The 16,865-nt window shown below is 70.2% G+C and carries 13 protein-coding genes; 9 read left to right on the top strand and 4 right to left on the bottom strand.

Annotated elements, in window-relative coordinates; genetic code table 11:
• Positions 1 to 4: 4 nt before the first annotated feature.
• The 3 genes from FMQ63_RS19700 to FMQ63_RS19690 all read left to right on the top strand — a co-directional run bounded on the left by FMQ63_RS19700 (position 5) and on the right by FMQ63_RS19690 (position 3,498).
• Positions 5 to 2,365 (top strand): hypothetical protein, encoded by a 2,361-nt coding sequence (locus tag FMQ63_RS19700; protein WP_026113977.1) that lies wholly within the window; start codon positions 5 to 7, stop codon positions 2,363 to 2,365.
• Positions 2,366 to 2,431: 66 nt separating this feature from the next.
• Positions 2,432 to 2,959 (top strand): hypothetical protein, encoded by a 528-nt coding sequence (locus FMQ63_RS19695; protein ID WP_011552597.1) that lies wholly within the window; start codon positions 2,432 to 2,434, stop codon positions 2,957 to 2,959.
• A 71-nt stretch (positions 2,960 to 3,030) separates the two neighbouring features.
• A complete protein-coding gene (locus FMQ63_RS19690; protein ID WP_011552596.1) occupies positions 3,031 to 3,498 on the top strand; it encodes a nuclear transport factor 2 family protein in 468 nt (155 codons plus the stop codon).
• Between the two features lie 13 nt (positions 3,499 to 3,511).
• On the opposite strand, the gene FMQ63_RS19685 is transcribed toward FMQ63_RS19690, so the two are convergent.
• Complete coding sequence (locus tag FMQ63_RS19685; protein WP_011552595.1) at positions 3,512 to 4,483, bottom strand: homoserine kinase; 972 nt, start codon at positions 4,481 to 4,483, stop codon at positions 3,512 to 3,514.
• A gap of 136 nt (positions 4,484 to 4,619) precedes the next feature.
• Between FMQ63_RS19685 and FMQ63_RS19680 the strand changes: the two genes are divergently transcribed.
• A complete protein-coding gene (locus FMQ63_RS19680; RefSeq protein WP_011552594.1) occupies positions 4,620 to 6,200 on the top strand; it encodes a tetratricopeptide repeat protein in 1,581 nt (526 codons plus the stop codon).
• On the opposite strand, the gene FMQ63_RS19675 is transcribed toward FMQ63_RS19680, so the two are convergent.
• From FMQ63_RS19675 to FMQ63_RS19665, 3 genes are read right to left on the bottom strand one after another with little or no spacing between them, the layout of a single operon-like run.
• Positions 6,192 to 6,692, bottom strand: coding sequence for a hypothetical protein (locus tag FMQ63_RS19675; protein WP_171442529.1), 501 nt, complete (start codon positions 6,690 to 6,692; stop codon positions 6,192 to 6,194). The two genes, FMQ63_RS19680 and FMQ63_RS19675, sit on opposite strands and share 9 nt — an antisense overlap.
• Before the next feature lie 8 nt (positions 6,693 to 6,700).
• The gene (locus FMQ63_RS19670; RefSeq protein ID WP_026113978.1) at positions 6,701 to 8,032 is read right to left on the bottom strand and encodes a cyclic nucleotide-binding domain-containing protein; all 1,332 of its coding nucleotides are present in this window, start codon (positions 8,030 to 8,032) and stop codon (positions 6,701 to 6,703) included.
• 40 nt (positions 8,033 to 8,072) lie between these two features.
• On the bottom strand, positions 8,073 to 10,187 hold the full coding sequence (locus FMQ63_RS19665) for an FHA domain-containing protein (protein ID WP_011552591.1): 2,115 nt from the start codon (positions 10,185 to 10,187) through the stop codon (positions 8,073 to 8,075).
• Positions 10,188 to 10,364: 177 nt separating this feature from the next.
• On the opposite strand from FMQ63_RS19665, the gene FMQ63_RS19660 reads away from it, so the two are divergent.
• The 5 genes from FMQ63_RS19660 (at position 10,365) to gspC (ending at position 16,857) form a co-directional block, all read left to right on the top strand.
• Positions 10,365 to 11,846 carry a TldD/PmbA family protein gene (locus FMQ63_RS19660; protein ID WP_011552590.1) on the top strand — a complete coding sequence of 494 codons (1,482 nt, stop codon included), beginning with the start codon at positions 10,365 to 10,367 and terminating at the stop codon, positions 11,844 to 11,846.
• Positions 11,847 to 11,861: 15 nt separating this feature from the next.
• Positions 11,862 to 13,208: a TldD/PmbA family protein gene (locus FMQ63_RS19655; protein ID WP_011552589.1), complete on the top strand. Its 1,347-nt coding sequence runs from the start codon at positions 11,862 to 11,864 to the stop codon at positions 13,206 to 13,208.
• 94 nt (positions 13,209 to 13,302) lie between these two features.
• Positions 13,303 to 14,310: a ParB/RepB/Spo0J family partition protein gene (locus FMQ63_RS19650; protein WP_020477628.1), complete on the top strand. Its 1,008-nt coding sequence runs from the start codon at positions 13,303 to 13,305 to the stop codon at positions 14,308 to 14,310.
• 32 nt (positions 14,311 to 14,342) lie between these two features.
• Positions 14,343 to 15,749 (top strand): sigma-54 dependent transcriptional regulator, encoded by a 1,407-nt coding sequence (locus FMQ63_RS19645; RefSeq protein ID WP_011552587.1) that lies wholly within the window; start codon positions 14,343 to 14,345, stop codon positions 15,747 to 15,749.
• 193 nt (positions 15,750 to 15,942) lie between these two features.
• A complete protein-coding gene (gene gspC / locus FMQ63_RS19640; protein WP_026113979.1) occupies positions 15,943 to 16,857 on the top strand; it encodes a type II secretion system protein GspC in 915 nt (304 codons plus the stop codon).
• Positions 16,858 to 16,865: the final 8 nt, after the last annotated feature.

Genomic DNA, 16,865 nt, shown 5'->3' with positions numbered 1-16,865 from the left:
GGCCATGCGGCAAGTCCTCACCCGCGCCTCTGGCCTGTTGCGTCGCCCTGCCGTCCTGGCCACCGTCCTCCTGCTCGCGGGCGGGGGCTCGGCGCTCGTCCTGCTCCCCCTCTTTGGCGTCCCCGGCTTCGAGCTGAGCCTGGCCCTCTCCATCGCCGTCGGCCTGCTCGGAGGGGGGATGGGCATCGCCGCGGCCGCCCAGGAGCGCCGCATCCTGCTGGGCACCGCTCCGACGCCACCAGGCGCCCTCCGGCCCCAGACGCCCGCAGGCGCGGTGGGCCGGGCCCTGGGCACCGCCCTGCTCCTCAACATCGGCGTCCTGGTGCCCCCCTTCCTGGTAGCCACCCTGTTCGCCTGGCTGCGCACCGCGTGTGACCCGTTCGCACTGGTGGGCTTCTATCCGATGCTCACCCTCCCCTCGGCCGCGCTGGCCGCCTCCGCGGGCGTGCTGTGCGGCTTCACCGCCGAGCGCCCCCGCCGGGCCGCGGGGCTGTACGCACTCCTCATCCTCCTCTCAGCCGTGCCTACCGCGTGGCCCATCGTCGCCGGGCCCCAGGTGTTCGCCTTCAACCACTTCCTGGGACACATGCCCGGGCCCCTCTACGACGAGGCCCTGGGTGTCTCCGCCGCGCTCGGCTGGTTCCGCTTGGAGACGCTGCTGTGGGTCACCGTGCTCGCGGGGCTCACCTGCGCCCTGCTGGACCTGGGCACCGGGCGCCTTCGCCGCGCCGGCCTGCGCCGCGCCACCCTGGCCGCCCTGGTACTGCCCCTGGCCGCCATCGCCTTCATGGAGGCGCGCGGCCCCGCCCTGGGCCTGCGGATGACGGATGCGTGGCTCACGCGGGAGCTCGGCGGCCTGCGGGAGACGGAACACTTCGTCTTCCACTACTGGCAAGGCAAGCCGCGCGAGGACGTGGACCGCTTCGCGCGGGACTTGGAGTTCCGCTGGGCCCAGACGCGGCACTTCCTGGGCGTGGCCCCTACCGAGCCCATCCACGTCTGGCTCTACCGCGACGAGCACGAAAAGCAGCGCCTGGTGGGCGCCGGCCGCACCCAGTTCGCCAAGCCCTGGCGCCACGAGTTGCACATCCAGGACCGGCCCTTCCCCCACTCCGTGCTCCACCATGAGCTGGCGCACGTCATGGCGGCCCCCGCGGGCAGCGGCCCCTTCCGCGTCACCACCCGGCTGGGCGTCTGGCCGCTCATGGGCGTCATCGAGGGATTCGCCGTCGCCGCGGACGGCCCGGTGCAGGGCGACCTCACGCTGCACCAGTGGGCGGCGGGCATGCGCAGGCAGAAGCTGGCGCCGGACATGCGCAAGCTGATGGGGCCGCAGGGTTTCTACCAGTCGGCCCCCGCACGCGCGTACACGGTGGCGGGCTCGTTCCTGCGCTACCTGGCGGACACCTATGGCGCGGACCGGCTGCGAGCCGTGTATGCCCATGCGGACTTCAACGCCGCATACGGCCGTCCCCTGGGAGAGCTCGTCACCGAGTGGGAGCAGTACGTGGACGCGCTCCCCCTGGACGAAGCCTCCGTGGCGCGGGCCTTCGCGCGCTTCCGCACCGGCAGCCTCTTCACCCGCGCCTGCGCTCGCGAGGTGGCGCGACTGTCGGATTCCGCCCGGCAGGCGCTGGCGAGTGACCCCGAGGACGCGCTGAAGCGCTACCGCCGCGCCGGCGAGCTCCAGCCCGAAGAGCCTGGCTTCCGCATCGGTGAGGCCGTCGCCCTGTCCCAACTGGAGCGCTACGCGGACGCGGACGCCGTGCTCGCCGAGGTGGGCGAACGCATGAAGGGCCAGGCCGTGCTGGAGGCGGAGGTGGCCATGGCGCGGGCGGACGTCGCGCTGCGCCGCGACCAGCCCGGCGAGGCCCGCCGCTTCCTCGACACCGTGCTGTCGAAGGACGCCGGGCCGGAGCTGACGCGCACCGCCCAGGTGAAGCTCGCCGCCATGGAGGACGCCGTGCGCCAGGCCCCCATCGAAGCGTACTTCCGGGCCGGCCAGGACGAGGTGCGTCTGCTGATCCTCGCGCGCGCCCTGGCCGCGGTGCCCACGGACCCGTTCCTCAACTACCTCATGGGGCGCCGGTTGCAGCAGGTGGGCTCGCCCGTGCTGGCCACGGGCTACCTGCAACAAGCCCTGGCGGCGGAAGGCCTGCCGGAAGCGCTCCGCCGCGAAGCCCTGCGCATGCGGGTGGAGTCAGCCTACCTGGCAGGAGACTGCGGCGCGGTGCGGCACGAGGTCGGTGCACTACCGGACTTTGGCGCCGCCTTCCGGGCCTCCGCCGACGAGTGGCGGGAGCGCTGCGACTTCGAGGAGAAGACCTTCCGTGGACTGCTGGTGCCACGACAGGCTTTCCGCTAGCCACGCTTTTCGGCTAGGCAGGCAGCCAGACAGCGGTGACGTGCCAGCCTGGCAAGGAGGACGTGGATGCGTTTCGAGTCGCGGCATCGGATTCAGGGGACGGTGGATGAGGTGGAGCGCGCGCTCCTCGACGAGCGGTACTTCGAGTTCCTCCTCAAGCACCATGGCGTGCTGCTGGAGCTGCAGCCCCTGGAAGTGAAGCCGGACGGAGACGTCGTGCGCCGCCGCGTGCGCTACCGCCCCAAGCCCGTCATCGAGAAGATTGGCCCCAAGACGGTGCCCCCGGAGTGGTTCGCGTTCATCGAGACGTCCACCTATGACAAGCGCCGCAAGGAGTTGACGTTCGAGAACATCCCCACCTCGAACAAGATCTCCAAGATGCTGGTGAACACCGGCACCATGCGCTTCCGCGACGTGGGCGGTGGCCAGACGGAGCGGGTGATGGACGGTGAAATCGCCCTCAAGCTGCCCTTCCTCCTCAAGCCGTTGGGGCTCATCGCGGAGAAGGTCATCCAGTCGGAGGGCCTGAAGATCCTCGACAACGAGGTGCCGGTGCTCAACCGGTTCATCGCCGAGGTCATCCGCCCCGGTTAGTCGTCTTCCCGCCTCCGGCGGGGCCTGGGAATGGGTTGACTTCCGTTGGGTTGTCCCAATAAGGCCCCGCCATGCTCAAACGCTTCCTCGCCTTCAGCGTCCTGTCCCTGCTGGCCGCCTGCGCCCCGAAGCGCATCCCCGGCACGGACATCGTCGACAACTCCGACACGCGCGCCATTCTCGCCGTCATGGAGGAGTACCGCACCGCGCTGGAGGCCCGGGACGCCCAGGCCATCCAGAAGCTCGTCTCGCCTTCGTTCCAGGACGACGGCGGCACGCCGAACGACCCCAGCGACGACCTGACGGCGCAGAACCTGGTGCCCTACCTGGAGCGGGTGTTCCCCCGCATCCAGGGCCCTCGCATCGAGCTGAACATCCGCCGCATCCAGGTCGGTGACGGCGTGGCCGCCGCCATCTACTACTGGAACGCCTCCTGGCGGATGCCGTCGCTTCACTCGCGCCCGATGAAGGAGTCCGAGCTGGAGCAGATGGTGCTGCGCAAGGAAGACGGCACCTGGAAGATCCTCACCGGCATCTGACTCCGTCGGGCCCTCACAGGCCCAACAGCGCGGCGAAGCCCTCGGGCCCCATGGCATTCAATGCCCGGGCCCGGTTGAGGTAGGTGCGGTAGTCCTTGCGCACCAGCTTGTCCGCAGGCAGCGGGGACAGGTGGTAGTCGCGGATGCGGCTCGCCGTGAAGCGCACCGCCCCGTAGAGCGCATGGCCGAAGAGGTTCGTGCGCTCCACGGCGGATAGCGGCCGGACGTCCACGTAGCCGCGAATGAAGGCCCGGCACAGCTCCGGCAGGTACTGCCCGCCGTCGAAGCACCAGGCATTGAGCGTGATGGCCACGTCCAGGCCGTAGTCCTCCCGGCACGCCATCTCGAAGTCGAAGAAGGCGCCCACGCGGTCCCCCAGCCACTTCACGTTGTCCATGAAGAGGTCCGCGTGGATGACGCCGCGAGGCTCCAGCCCCTGCCGCGCCGCGCGCGACGTCTCCATGTCGCGTTGCAGCTCACGCGCCACGGCCGCCAGCTCCGCATCCGGGTGCGCCACCAGCGCCTCCAGCCAGCCGCTCACCGTCTCCGGTCCGTAGGGATTCTCCCTCGAGCCGGAGAAGGACTGCGTGTCGCGGTGCAGCTTGCCCAGCTCCGCGCCCAGCCGCTCCAGGTGGTCGGCGGTGAGGGCCGGGTGGCGCAGCTCCTCGCCCGGCAGCCAGCGGAAGACGCTGACGCGGCCACCCTCCAGCTCCAGGAAGGTCGCGCCGTCACGCGTCGTCACCTGCACGGGCCCGGGGAAGTGGTACGCGGCCAGGTGCGCGAGCAGCGCGGATTCGAAGCGCAAATCGTCCGCGGAGCGCACCGTGGTGTGGCGCACGAAGTAGCGCCCGCTCTGCGTCTCCACGCGGTGGTTGGTGTTGATGGAGCCCTGGGGAATGGGCGTCACCTCACGCACAGCCCCGAGCCCGAATGCCTCCGCGACCCGCTCGAATGCCTCGCGGGGTAGCGCCGTGTGTACCGCCATACCTCTGACCTCCCACGTCCGTGTTCACGCCGCCGCCCCCCGTTGACAGTCGAGGGGACCGTTCCTATCTGAGCGCGGCTTCTATACCCGGCACAACGGCCGGCGCACATCCAACTCCAGCGCAGGGGACAGGTCCATGGGCACCGAAGGGCGCAAGGACTGGCAGCGGCGCGAAAGCCTCACCAGCGCGCTGGTTCAGGTGGGCGTGGTGGCGGTGCTGCTCGCGGGCGCGGTGGTTTTCTTCGTCCACCGAGGCACCGTCCGCAAGCAGACGGAGGAACACCTGCGCGCGGCCCGCACGGCCGCCATGCGTGGCAACCCCGCTGACCTCGCCCGCGCGATGACGGAGCTGGACGCCCTGTTCCAGCTCGACGCCGAGGCCCGTGACGCCCAGGCCCTGGCTGCCGACATCCAGACGGTGCTGTGGCTGGAGCACCGGCAGCCCGGCGCGGACGCCAAGGCCCGCGAGCACCTCTCCCGCGCCGCGCAGTTGGAGTCGCAGTCCGGCGAGCGCTACGGCGCCCACGCACTGCATCTGCTGGCCGCGGGCAAGTCCGCCGAGGCGGAGCAGTACCTGGCCGGGCTCGAGGCCCGCGGCGCCAACAACGCCCGGCTGACGCTGGCCCGGGCCCTGGCGCTCCAGGCGCGCGGCGACCTTCCCGGAGCGAGGCAGGCCTTCGCTCGCGCGGCGGAAGCGTCCTGGCGCGATCCACGCTTCACCACCGCGTACGGCGAAGCCCTGATGGACGAAGGCCAGTACCCGCAGGCGGTGGAGGCCTTCGCCAAGGCCACCAGTGTCAACCCGGACCACCTGCTGGCCCGCGTGTCCACCGCGCTGGCCCACACCTACCAGGGGCGCAAGATGGAGGAAGCGCAGCAGGTGCTCTCCGGCGTGGAGGCCCGGGGCGCGGAGCTGACGCCCGGACTGAAGGCCCGCGCGGGCGCGCTGAAGGCAGAGCTGGCGCTGGCTCGCGGCGCGCCCGACGAGGCCCTCTCCGCCGCGGACGAAGCGCTGAAGGCCGTTCCCGATGAGCACTACGCCCTCTTCGCCCGGGCCCGGGCCCTGGCGGTGAAGCATGACGTCCAGGCCCGCGCGGCCTTCGAGGCGGCCGTGGCCCGGCGCCGCAATGCCCCCCTGCTCTACCTGGACGGCGCGCGGGCGCTGCAGACCGCTGGTGACACCGACGGCGCGGTGGCCCTGCTGGACGCGTACGAGGCCACCTTCGGTCCGGTGCAGACCACCACCCCGGACGGCAAGAAGGCTGGCCTCTTGGAGAAGGACAGCCGCTACTGGCTGGCGCGCGGCGGCGTGCTGGAGGCCGCCTCCCGTCAGGACGATGCCCTGGTCGCCTACGACAAGGCCCTGGCGGCGCGCGGCGTGGAGCTGGCCCAGGCGCAGTACGCCAAGGGCGCGCTGCTGCTGGCGCGCAAGGACTACGAGGGAGCCCGCCCGCTGCTGGCCGCCGTGGCACCCGACAGCGGCGCGGGCACGATGGCGGAGGCCTACACCGCCATGGGGGACCTGCTCTTCGCGCAGGGCGAGCACGCCGCCGGCTGCCAGCACTACTTCTTCGGCCTCGCGCGAGAGCGGGCGCAGGGCACGCCCCGCGAGGCGCTGGCGGAGCGCGTGGAGGACATCCGGAAGCGGCTGGAGTCCGCCGGCCAGGCCAGCATGGCCAAGGCCTGGAAGGCGGAGTCGAGCTCGCTCCTAGAGTAGGTCGGTGGGGCTGATGGACTCCGGCCGGGCGCGCACCACGCGCCACTCGCCGTCCTCTTCCTTCTCGAAGGCGCCTTCGATGAGGTAGGCGTTCAGCACGCTGTCGGCGGCCAGGTGCTCCACCTTCTCCGCCTGGGAGCGGCCGAAGATGAAGCGCGCCTGGAACTCCCCTTCCGAGGGCGACACCTCGCGCACCTCCAGGTTCGTCACGAAGACGCGCACCCACTGGCCACGCAGCACCTGCGCGGTGAGGATGCCGCGCACGTCCTTCTTCGACCAGCCGCCCTGCCCGTTGGAGCGGAAGCGCTCGGAGACGTGCTCCATCACCCCGCCCACGTCCTTCGCCTCCGCGGCGCGCGTCATCACCACCACCTGGCGGCGGATGGCCTCCTCCACGGTGAGCTGCTGCCGCGGCCAGAAGTACAGCACCGCGCCGGCCGCCAGCAGCGCCAGCACACCGCCCACCACCTGAGAGCGCGTCACGTTCACCATGGCCCCCCTCACGCGGCCTCGGGCTCGAGCACCAGTTCGTCCGCGTCGATGATTTCCGCGGGCCGCAGCGCCTCGCCAATCTGCTTCAGCCGGCGGTCCGACAGCTGCTCCAGGTACGTGCGGATGTCCGGAACGGCCGTCACCAGTTCGTGGAAGGCCGCGCGCTCCAGGAAGGCCGCAGCCGTCTTGCGCGCCGCCGCCACCGTGGCCGTCGCGCGCAGGCCCGTCAGCAGGGAGATTTCGCCCGCGACCTCGCCCTCGCGCAGCATGCCCAGCGTCACCACGCCGCCCGCCGGGTCCTCCTTCTGCACCACCAGCTCACCGGCCAGCACCAGGAACAGCCCCGGCGAGTGCTCGCCCTCCACCAGCACCTTCTCCCGAGCCTGGAGCGCCCGGAAGGTGAAGCGCCGCAGCAGCGCGCCCCGCTCCGACTCCGGCATCGTCTGGAACATGGGCGAGGTGGCCATCAGGTTGCGCGCCATGCGCTGCTGCGCGAAGTCCGCCAGCACCTGCGGCACCGCGGGGTGGCTCTTGGCGACCGCGTTGAGGTGCTCGCGGCGAATCTCGAAGACTTCCGTGTCCGACACCGCGGACACCGTCGCCGTGGGCGGAGCGCCCGTCAGCAGCGCGATTTCACCGAAGATGGAGCCACCGCCGAGGAAGCCCAGCGTGCGCGCCTCGCCCTCCATCTGTCGCGTCACCTCCGCCTTGCCGGCGACCAGGACGTAGAGGGAGTCGGCGGGCTCGCCCTCGCGGCTCACCGCCTCCTCCGGCTTCACGCGGCGCCACGCCATCAGCCGCACCAGGTCCACGAAGGCATCCCGGTCCAGCTCCGCGAACAGCGGCAACGGCGGACGGCTGTTGGGGTCCGCGGCGCCGCCCGGGTCCGTCGCGGCCAGCACTTCGATGGCGCGGCTGGACAATTCCTCGCCCTGCAGCCCCATCAGGTCCGTCTCCACCTTGCCGTCGTAGAGGGTTTCGGGCGGCAGCGGCGGAGGCACCACCGCGCGGCCCGGCGCGTTGCGCACCGCGCGCGAGTGCACTCGAAACAGCGTCTCCTTCAAGCGCCGCTCGTTGGGCGCCAGGTCCAGCGCCAGCTTGCACGCGGCCATGGCGGACAACAGGTAGTCCCGGCGCAGCAAGCCCTCCGCGCAGGCGTGGTAGGCGGTGACGGCGCGCTCACGCTCGCCCAGTTCCGCCAGGCAGCGCGCGGCCAGCATCCGCGAGCGGTGGTCCGCGGGGACGCGGCGAACCGCCTCGGCGAACACGGCCAGGGCTCGCTCGAACTGGCGCTCCTCGATGAGGTCCATCCCGAGCTCACGCAGCGACGACTCGTTCATCCCTTTTCTCCCCGGCAAATCATGGTCGGCCCGCCGCCACTCACGGCTGGAGCTCGCTCAGATACATCTCCGCCTTGCGCTTGACGTCGGAGCCTTCCGAGGCCGTCTCGATGACGACCTTGAACATCTCCGCCGCGGCCTTCGGATCCCTGTCCCGCTGGATGTAGGCCCGGAGGAAGAGCTCCTCCGCCTTCTTCTGCAGGTTCTCCAGTCCTTCACGCGCCCGCCCGTCACCCGGGTTGAGCCGCAGCGCCTCGCGGAAGTGCGAGCCGGCCGCGCCCAGGTCGCCCTTCTTCAGCGCGCTCTGCCCCGCCGCCAGCGATGACGACGCGAGCTGTTCGTCGATGGTGTTCCCCAACGAGCCCCGGAAGCCAATCTGGCGGTACAGCTCCGCCGCGCGCCGCAGGGGCTTCGCCGCCGCCTCCAGCGAGTTCGAATCCAGCTTTTTCTGCCCGTCCTCCAGCGCGCGCCGGAACTGGGGAATCAGACGCTTGAGGGCCAGGGCCCGGTCCTTCACGTCCTTGTCCGCCCGGTACTTGTCCATCACCCGGTCGCACTCCAGGACGGCGCGCTGGTAGTCCCCCCCGTTGAAGCGGCGCTCCACGTCGGTGAAGGCCTCGGCGATGAACTCCTTGCGCTTCTCCTTGGCCACCTCCGCCGCGCGGGCGTTGGCGTTGCGGGTGCGGCGCGACGCATCCTGGGCCTCCTTCGCCAGCTCGGCCTCCAGGTCCGTCAGCTTCACCTCGTAGGCCGGCCGGTTCAACGGCGGCAACTGCGCGATGAGCGGGCGAATCGTCTCCGGGTCGCGCGAGGCGAAGGACTCCTCCACCTGCTGGAGCCGCCAGGCGATGTCCTTCTCCTCCAGCTCCGTCGCCAGCTTGCGGCGGATGTCATCCGTCTTCGCCGTGCCCTGCGGCGTCGCCTCCAGCTTCGCGCGCGCCTCGTCGAACTGCTTCTCCTCGATGAGGGTGCGGACGGCATCCAGCGCGGTCATCACCTCCAACTGCGTGCGCGCGCCCCGGGCCAGGTTGTCCGCGTCGATGCCCGGCACCAGCTTCTCCGCCTCGCCGACGAGGCGGACGGCGTTGGCGAAGTCATCCGCGCGCACGGACTCGCGCGCCTGCTGCATCAACACCTTCGCCTTCTCCACCTTCGGGTCCGGCGGAGGCGGAGGCGGAGGTCCGGACGGAATCAGCATCAGCCCGATGACCAGCACCACCACCAACGCGCCACCGCCGCCGATGAGCGCCTTCTGCTTGCCCGTCAGTCCACCGCTGTTCGAACGCGTCGGCGTGCTGCGGATGGGCGGACGGGGCCGGGGTACGGCCACCGCGCCCTTGCTGCCGGAGTTCTCCTTGAGCGAGTCAGGCAGCTTGTAGTTGGCGTTGGTGGCCTCGTTGAAGCGCGGGTCGTTCGGATCCACCTCGCTGCCACGCGCGGCGGCCTGGTTCTTCCGCTTCTCCTCCGCCTCGCGGGCGGCCGCCTCGCGCTCGCGCTTCTCCGCAGCCTCGCGGACCTCCGCCTGGGCGCGCAGCTCCTTGATCTGCTCCGATTCGTCCACGAAGCGCAGGCGCGTCTTGCCCATGGAGATTTCGTCTCCATGCTTCAGCAGACACTCGTCCACGCGCTGGTCATTGACCTGGGTGCCACTGACGCTGCCCAGATCCCGCATCACCACGCCGGCCTGGCCGTACACCAACTCCAGGTGTCGGCGGGACACGGACTGGTCCTCCAGCACGAAGTCGCAGTCCTTGTTGCGGCCCACCACCATCCGCACGCTCTGGAAGCGCTTCTTGCGGCCCTTGTCCGGGCCGTCCAGCACATGCATCTGCACTGGCGGTCCGGCGCGCGTGGCGTCCGCGTTGTCGTCTTCGTCCTCGTCGCGGGAGCGCCGCTCCTCCTCCACGGACTCGATGGAGGCCACGCGCGTCTCACCCGTGCGGGAGCGGCCCGGTGACTCCTCACCATAGAGGTCCGGGTTGGGCGGCCCATCGTCTGGGTAGCCGTCCTCGCCGGATGCGGGAGCGGCGAAGTCCTCGTCCTCGGACGCAGGACGGCGCCGGGAGGGGGACTTCATGGAGTCTGGGTCCTCACCCGCAGAACCACCGGAACGGCCGGCGCCAGCACGGGAAGAGGGAGGAGGACGAGGAGGCATGGGGTGGGTTCCAGTCTCGAAGCGCCGGACATCTTAGAGCGCCGTCTCCATGGTGGGAATGCGGACAGGCCGCGGATCAGGGAAAGAACGGGGGCCCTTGAGCGTTGCTCCTGGCGGCGCCCCCTCCTATGTAGGCTGTCACATACCCCATCGTCTTCACTGCGGGAGTCCCGAAATATGCCCCGAGCGTCTGCGCCCTCGAAGCGCGCCCTCTCATTGAAGCTCGCCCCACCGGTGGCCCGGCGGCCCACGCCCGTCGCCCTGCTGCCCCAGCCGCTGGTCGAGCGCCTGCTCGCCGTGGCCATGGAGCGGGGGGGCGACTTCGCGGAGGTGTACGTCGAGCGCACGCTCACCACGGCGGTGCGGCTGGAAGAATCCCGCATCAAGAGCGCGCAGACGGGCCTGGTCCAGGGCGTGGGTGTGCGCGTCATCTCCGGCGGCAAGGTGGGCTACGCCTTCTCCGACGACTGGGATGAGTCCGCGCTGCTGCGCGCGGCCTCCACGGCGGTCATGATTGCCCAGGGCGGCGGCGCCGAGCGCAGCTTCCCCGTGCGCCGCGCCGCGGTCCCCAGCCACTACCACGTCAGCCCCCCGCTGATGGACGTGGAGGTGTCGCTGAAGACGGGACTGCTCATGCGCGCCGACAAGGCCGCCCGCGCCTTCGACGCGCGGGTGAAGCAGGTCAACGGCGGCTACGTGGACCAGACCCGGCGCATCGCCGTGGCCAACACCCACGGGCGCTACACCGAGGACACCCAGGACCTGTGCCGGATTTCGGTGATGGTGGTGGCCCAGGGCACGGGCGGCGAGCGGCGCACCGGCATGTACGGCGGCGGCGGACGCGTGCCCTTCAGCCACTGGGACACCTTCTCCCCGGAGGACGTGGCCCGGGAAGCGGCGCGTCAGGCGGTGGCCACGCTGGGCGCGGTGGACTGCGTGGCCGGCCCGCAGACGGTGGTGCTGGCGCCGGGCTGGAGCGGCATCCTCCTGCACGAGGCGGTGGGCCACGGCCTGGAGGCGGACTTCATCCGCAAGGGCACCTCGCTGTTCGCTGGGAAGCTGGGTGAGAAGGTGGCGTCCGACCTGGTCACCATCATCGACGACGGCACCGTGTCCAGCGGGCGCGGCTCCATCAACATCGACGATGAGGGCAACCCCGGCGAGCGCAAGGTCCTCATCGAGAACGGCGTCCTCAAGGGCTACCTCTACGACAGCCTGAACGCACAGCTCATGGGCCAGCGCAGCACCGGCAGCGGGCGGCGCGAGTCCTTCAAGCACCTGCCCATGCCCCGCATGACAAATACCTTCCTGGCCCCGGGCGACCACGCCCCCGAGGACATCCTCAAGGAGGTGAAGCGCGGCCTGTACTGCGCCACCTTCGGCGGTGGGCAGGTGGACATCACCAACGGCAACTTCGTCTTCGAGGTCAGCGAGGCCTATCAAATCGAGGACGGCAAGCTGGGCCGTCCCGTGAAGAACGCGACGCTCATCGGCGTGGGGCCGGAGGCGCTGAAGAACGTGTCACGAGTGGGCTGCGACCCCATGCCGGACCCAGGCATGGGCATCTGCGGGAAGAATGGCCAGTCCATGCCCGTGGGCGTGGGGCTGCCCACCGTGCGCATCGACAACATCACCGTTGGCGGAACCAAGGTCGCCTGAGAGAGAGCACCAACCATGGACTACCAGCAGCTCGCGAAGAGAATCGTCCAGCGCGCCAAGCGCAAGGGTGCTCGCCAGGCGGAGGCCTTCCTGGAGGTGGGCCGCCAGAGCAGCGTGCGCGTGCACCAGGGGCAGATTGAAGACCTCACCCAGTCCACCAGCAAGGGCGTGGGCGTGCGCGTGGTGCTCAAGGACCGTCTGGGCTTCGCCTATACGTCCGACTTCGAGCCCTCCGCCGTGGACCACATCGTGGACCAGGCACTGAAGCTGGCCGAGTTCTCCGCCCCCAGCAAGCTCAACGGCCTGCCCTCCGGCAAGGATTTGGGCCGCTTCGGGGACACCGGCCTGCTCTTCGACACGAAGGTGGCCGAGCTTCCCGGAGACTGGAAGATCAAGACGGCGCTGGAGGTGGAGAAGGCGGCCCGGGCGGAGGACTCGCGCATCATCGCCTTCAACGGCGTGGGCGCCGGGGACTACGTGTCCGAGGTGTACATGGCCTCCACCGAGGGCGTGACGGGCGCGTACTCCGGCACCTACGTGTACCTGTACGCCGCGCCGGTGGCCTCCGACGGCAACGGGCTCCAGACGGGTTACTGGATGGACTACCGCCGCTTCCTGGATGACCTGGACGGGCCGGAGTCCATCGGCCGGGAGGCCACGCGCCGCGCGGTGCGGATGCTGGGCGCGAAGCGGGTGAAGACGCAGCAGGTGCCCGTGTTGTTCGACCCGCAGGTGGCCGCCTCCTTCGTGTCGGACGTGGCGGGCGCGGCGGACGGCAACGCCGTGTACCAGAAGGCCAGCCTCCTGGCCTCGCTGCTGGGCAAGCGGCTGGCGGGCGCGCACGTCACGTTGGTGGATGACGGCCTCATGCCGCGCGGACTGGCCACCGCGCCCTTCGACGGCGAGGGCGTGCCCACGCGGCGCACCCCCATCATCGAGCAGGGCGTGCTCAAGTCCTTCCTCTACGACGCGTTCACCGCTCGCAAGGCGAAGGCCCGCACCACCGGCAACGCGTCACGCAGCTACAACGGGCTGCCCTCCATCGGAACCAGCAACCTGTACCTGGAGGCGGGCACGAAGTCGCCGGAGGAGCTGCTGCGCGAGGTGGACAGCGGCTTCTATGTCACCGCCCTGCTCGGCCACGGCACCGACCCGGTGACGGGCGAGCTGTCCGCGGGCGCCAACGGCCTGTGGATTGAGAAGGGCGAGCTGACGCACCCCGTGCAGGAGGTGACGGTGGCAGGCAGCCTGCTGCAGATGCTCAAGGACCTGGACGGCGTCGGCAGCGACCTCCAGTTCCGCAGCGGCGCGGTGGGCGCGCCCACTGTCCGCTTCCGGCAGCTCACCGTCTCAGGCGAGTAGCCCACCCTTCCACGTCCCCCTACCGTGCGCCGGCGGGGGGACGTGTCAGGGCCTCCTCGTAGAACGCTTCAAGCAGCACGAGGAGGGTGCGCCCATGGCAGCGAAGTCCGCACGCAAGTCCCCCGCCGCGAAGAAGGCGGCCACGCCGCGCAAGCCCCGCCGCAAGAAGGCGGAGCCGAAGTCCCGGGGCCTGTCCCCCGCGGAGGTGGCCAGCGACTCGGTTGAGTACCCCACGGAGCTGCTGGAGGCGGTGCGCGAGGACGGCGGCGAGGTGCTCGGCGTGTACCGCGACCCGCTGGGCGGCCACCCGGTGGTGTTCTCCGTGCTGCCCATCGACAAGGTGGAGCCCACGCCCTACCAGCGCGACGTGTCCGAGCCGCACGTGAAGCGTCTGGCCAACGCCATGGAGCGGTTGGATCGCTTCCTGGACCCCGTCATCGCCGTGCGCAAGGACGGCCGGTACTGGACGCCCAACGGCAACCACCGCCTCAACGCCAGCCGGCGCCTGGGCGCCAAGGCCATTGTCGCCCTGGTGCTGCCCGAAGAGGACGTGGCCTACCAGATTCTGGCCCTCAACACGGAGAAGGCCCACAACCTCAAGGAGCGCTCGCTGGAGGTCATCCGCATGTACCGCGGCCTGGTGGGCGCGGAGCGCAAGGGGCCGGAGACGGCCTTCGCCCACCTCTTCGAGGAGCCCGCCTTCATCACCCTGGGCGCCGCCTACGAGCAGCGCCCCCGCTTCTCCGCGGGCGCCTACCACCCCTTCGTGAAGGCGGTTGAGGACTTCCTCGACACGCCCCTGGAGGACGCCCTGCCCCTGCGCGAGGCCCGGGCCCGGCGGCTGCTGGAGCTGGACGACGCCGTGGTGTCCGTGGTGGACGCCCTCAAGGAGCGGGGCCTCCAGAGCCCGTACCTCAAGAACTTCGTCGTCGCCCGCATCAACTTCCTGCGCTTCCGCAAGGATGGCGGGAAGCCGGACTTCGACGCCACCGTGGACCGGATGCAGGCCAGCGCCCGGAAGTTCAACGTCGACAAGGTGCGGCGCGAGGACATTGGCCGGATGGGCGGCGGGCCGCTGGAGCCGGACGAGGAATCCGCTTAAGGGAACACGATTTGCAGGAGGTTGCGCCCAACATGACATCCCCCACGGTCCTGGTCGTCGACGACGACCGCGCGAACCTCGACTCGGTCATCCGCATCTTCCAGCGTGAGGGCATGGCCACGCTGGCCGCCGCCAACGGTACGGAGGCGCTGGAGCTGCTGCGCCGGCCGGAGGTCGCCGCCATGGTGACCGACCTGATGATGCCCAACATGGACGGCCAGGAGCTGCTGCGCGCCGCGCGCGCCATCCGCCCGGACGTGGAAGTGGTGCTGATGACGGCCTACGGCACGGTGGAGACGGCCGTGGCGGCCATGAAGGACGGCGCCTACGACTTCATCACCAAGCCCCTCAAGCGCCACGCGCTGGTGAAGGCCATCCAGAAGGCGCTGGAGAAGCGAGCGCTGGTGGCGGAGAACCAGTCGCTCAAGGCGAAGTTGGCGGAGATGAACGCGGCGGGTGGGCGCTCCATGGTGGGCCAGTCCCCCGCCTTCCGCGCCATGCTGGACACCATCCGCCAGGCGGCCCCCTCCACCGCCACGGTGCTGCTGCTGGGTGAGTCCGGCACGGGAAAGGAGCTGGCCGCGCGCTCCGTGCACGAGTTCTCCCAGCGGGTCCGCGGGCCCTTCGTCGCCGTCAACTGCGGCGCGCTGCCGGAGAACATCCTGGAGGCGGAACTCTTCGGCGTGGAGCGCGGCGCATTCACCGGCGCGGTGGCCCGGCGAGAGGGCCGCTTCGAGCGTGCCCACGGTGGCACCCTCTTCCTGGACGAAGTCGGTGAGATGCCGCTGCCCGCCCAGGTGAAGCTGCTCCGCGCGCTGGCCGAGGGCGAAATCGAGCGGCTGGGTGGCACGCAGACGGTGAAGGTGGACGTGCGCCTCGTCGCCGCCACCAACAAGGACCTGCAGAAGGAGGTGGCCGAAGGCCGCTTCCGCGAGGACCTCTACTACCGGCTCAACGTGGTGGAGATTCGCGTGCCCGCGCTCGCCTCGCGCCGCGAGGACATTCCCCTGCTGGCGGACGCCTTCCTGCGCCGCTTCGCCGCCAAGAACGGCAAGGTGCTGCGCGGCTTCTCGCAGGAGGCGATGGGCGTGCTGGAGAATTACGCCTGGCCCGGCAACGTGCGCGAACTGGAGCACGCGGTGGAGCGCGCGGTGGTGCTGGCGCGCGGCGAGGTGCTGGACGCCAGTGACCTGCCTGAATCCGTGCGCAAGGGCCCGCTGGGCTCAGCCGGACAGCTCGTCATTCCCATTGGGACGCCCATGGAGGAAATCGAGCGCCGGGTGATCCATGAGACGCTCCGTCACACCCGCGGAGACAAGACGCTGGCCGCACGGCTGCTGGGCATCGCTGCGCGGACCATCTACCGCAAGCTGGAGCGCGAGCAGTCCACCGGGGATGGCCCCACCGCCGCGCCCCCTGGCCCCGACACCGACGACTGACAGGGCGTCACACGGCCCCCCGCCTGCTTTTGACAATTTGTCTGGCGGGGTTTCGGAAGGCCCGTCACGCGTCAGGGGCGCCTGCTATTCCGGAATAATTCCAAGTAGTTGGCCGTAGGTCCTGTCTTGCCCGCCTGGCCCGCGATGGCACCTGGCTTGCTCAATGAGGGCCCGGCTTTCTCCCGGAAGCGTGATGGAACTCTTCTTTCGAAAATACTTTTGGACGGTGAACCTGGTGTTCATCCTGCTCGTCGGATTGCTGGCGGCGAGCACGGTGAACCTGTTCGTCGAGTCCGCCATCTCCCCGGTTCCCACCGGGGGGTCGTCCGCCCGCGCGCCTTCACAGCCGCGCCGCATCGAGACGGCGATGGCGATGCTCGACCTGGACCGTCTGTCACGGCTGACGGGCATCAAGCTCCCCGAACCCGAGCCCGAGGTTCAGGAGCCCGGCGGCGCTTCGGCGGAGGTGGACCCCAACGCCGCGCCCGTGAAGAGCGGCCTGCGGGTCAAGCTGCTCGGCACGTTGGTGGCGAGCAACCCCGACTGGTCCTTCGCCTCCATCCAGGACATGACGACGCAGCGTTCGCAGACCTACATGGTGGGCAACTCCTTGCAGGGAGCCACCGTGGAGAACATCGAGCGCGAGCGCGTCATCATCATCAACGGCGGCCGCCGCGAGTACATCGACGGCAATCCGGGTGACGGCGCCTTCGTGCCGCCCTCGCCCCCGGTGGCCCAGGCCAACACCGCTCCGCCCAGTGATGGCAGTGGCATCCGCGCCACCAGCGAGAACGAGTACGAAGTCCCTCGCGCGGAAATCGACAAGACGCTCAACAACCTCAACAACGTCGCCATGCAGGCGCGCATCGTGCCCGCGTTCAAGGACGGTCAGGCGGTGGGCTTCAAGCTCTTCTCCATCCGTCCGGACTCCATCTACTCCAAGATTGGCGTCCAGAATGGTGACGTCATCCGTCGCATCAACGGATTCGACCTCAACAGCCCGGAAAAAGCGCTGGAGGTCTATTCGAAGATGAAAGACGCAGCCCGCATCGAGATCGAGATCGAGCGCAACGGTGCGCCGATCCGCAAGTCGTACAACGTCCGTTAATCACCTCC

This window comes from Myxococcus sp. CA005 (assembly GCF_006518205.1).
Lineage (GTDB): Bacteria > Myxococcota > Myxococcia > Myxococcales > Myxococcaceae > Myxococcus > Myxococcus xanthus.
Note: the sequence above shows the minus strand (reverse complement) of the source record. Positions and strands in the feature narration are given on the sequence as shown.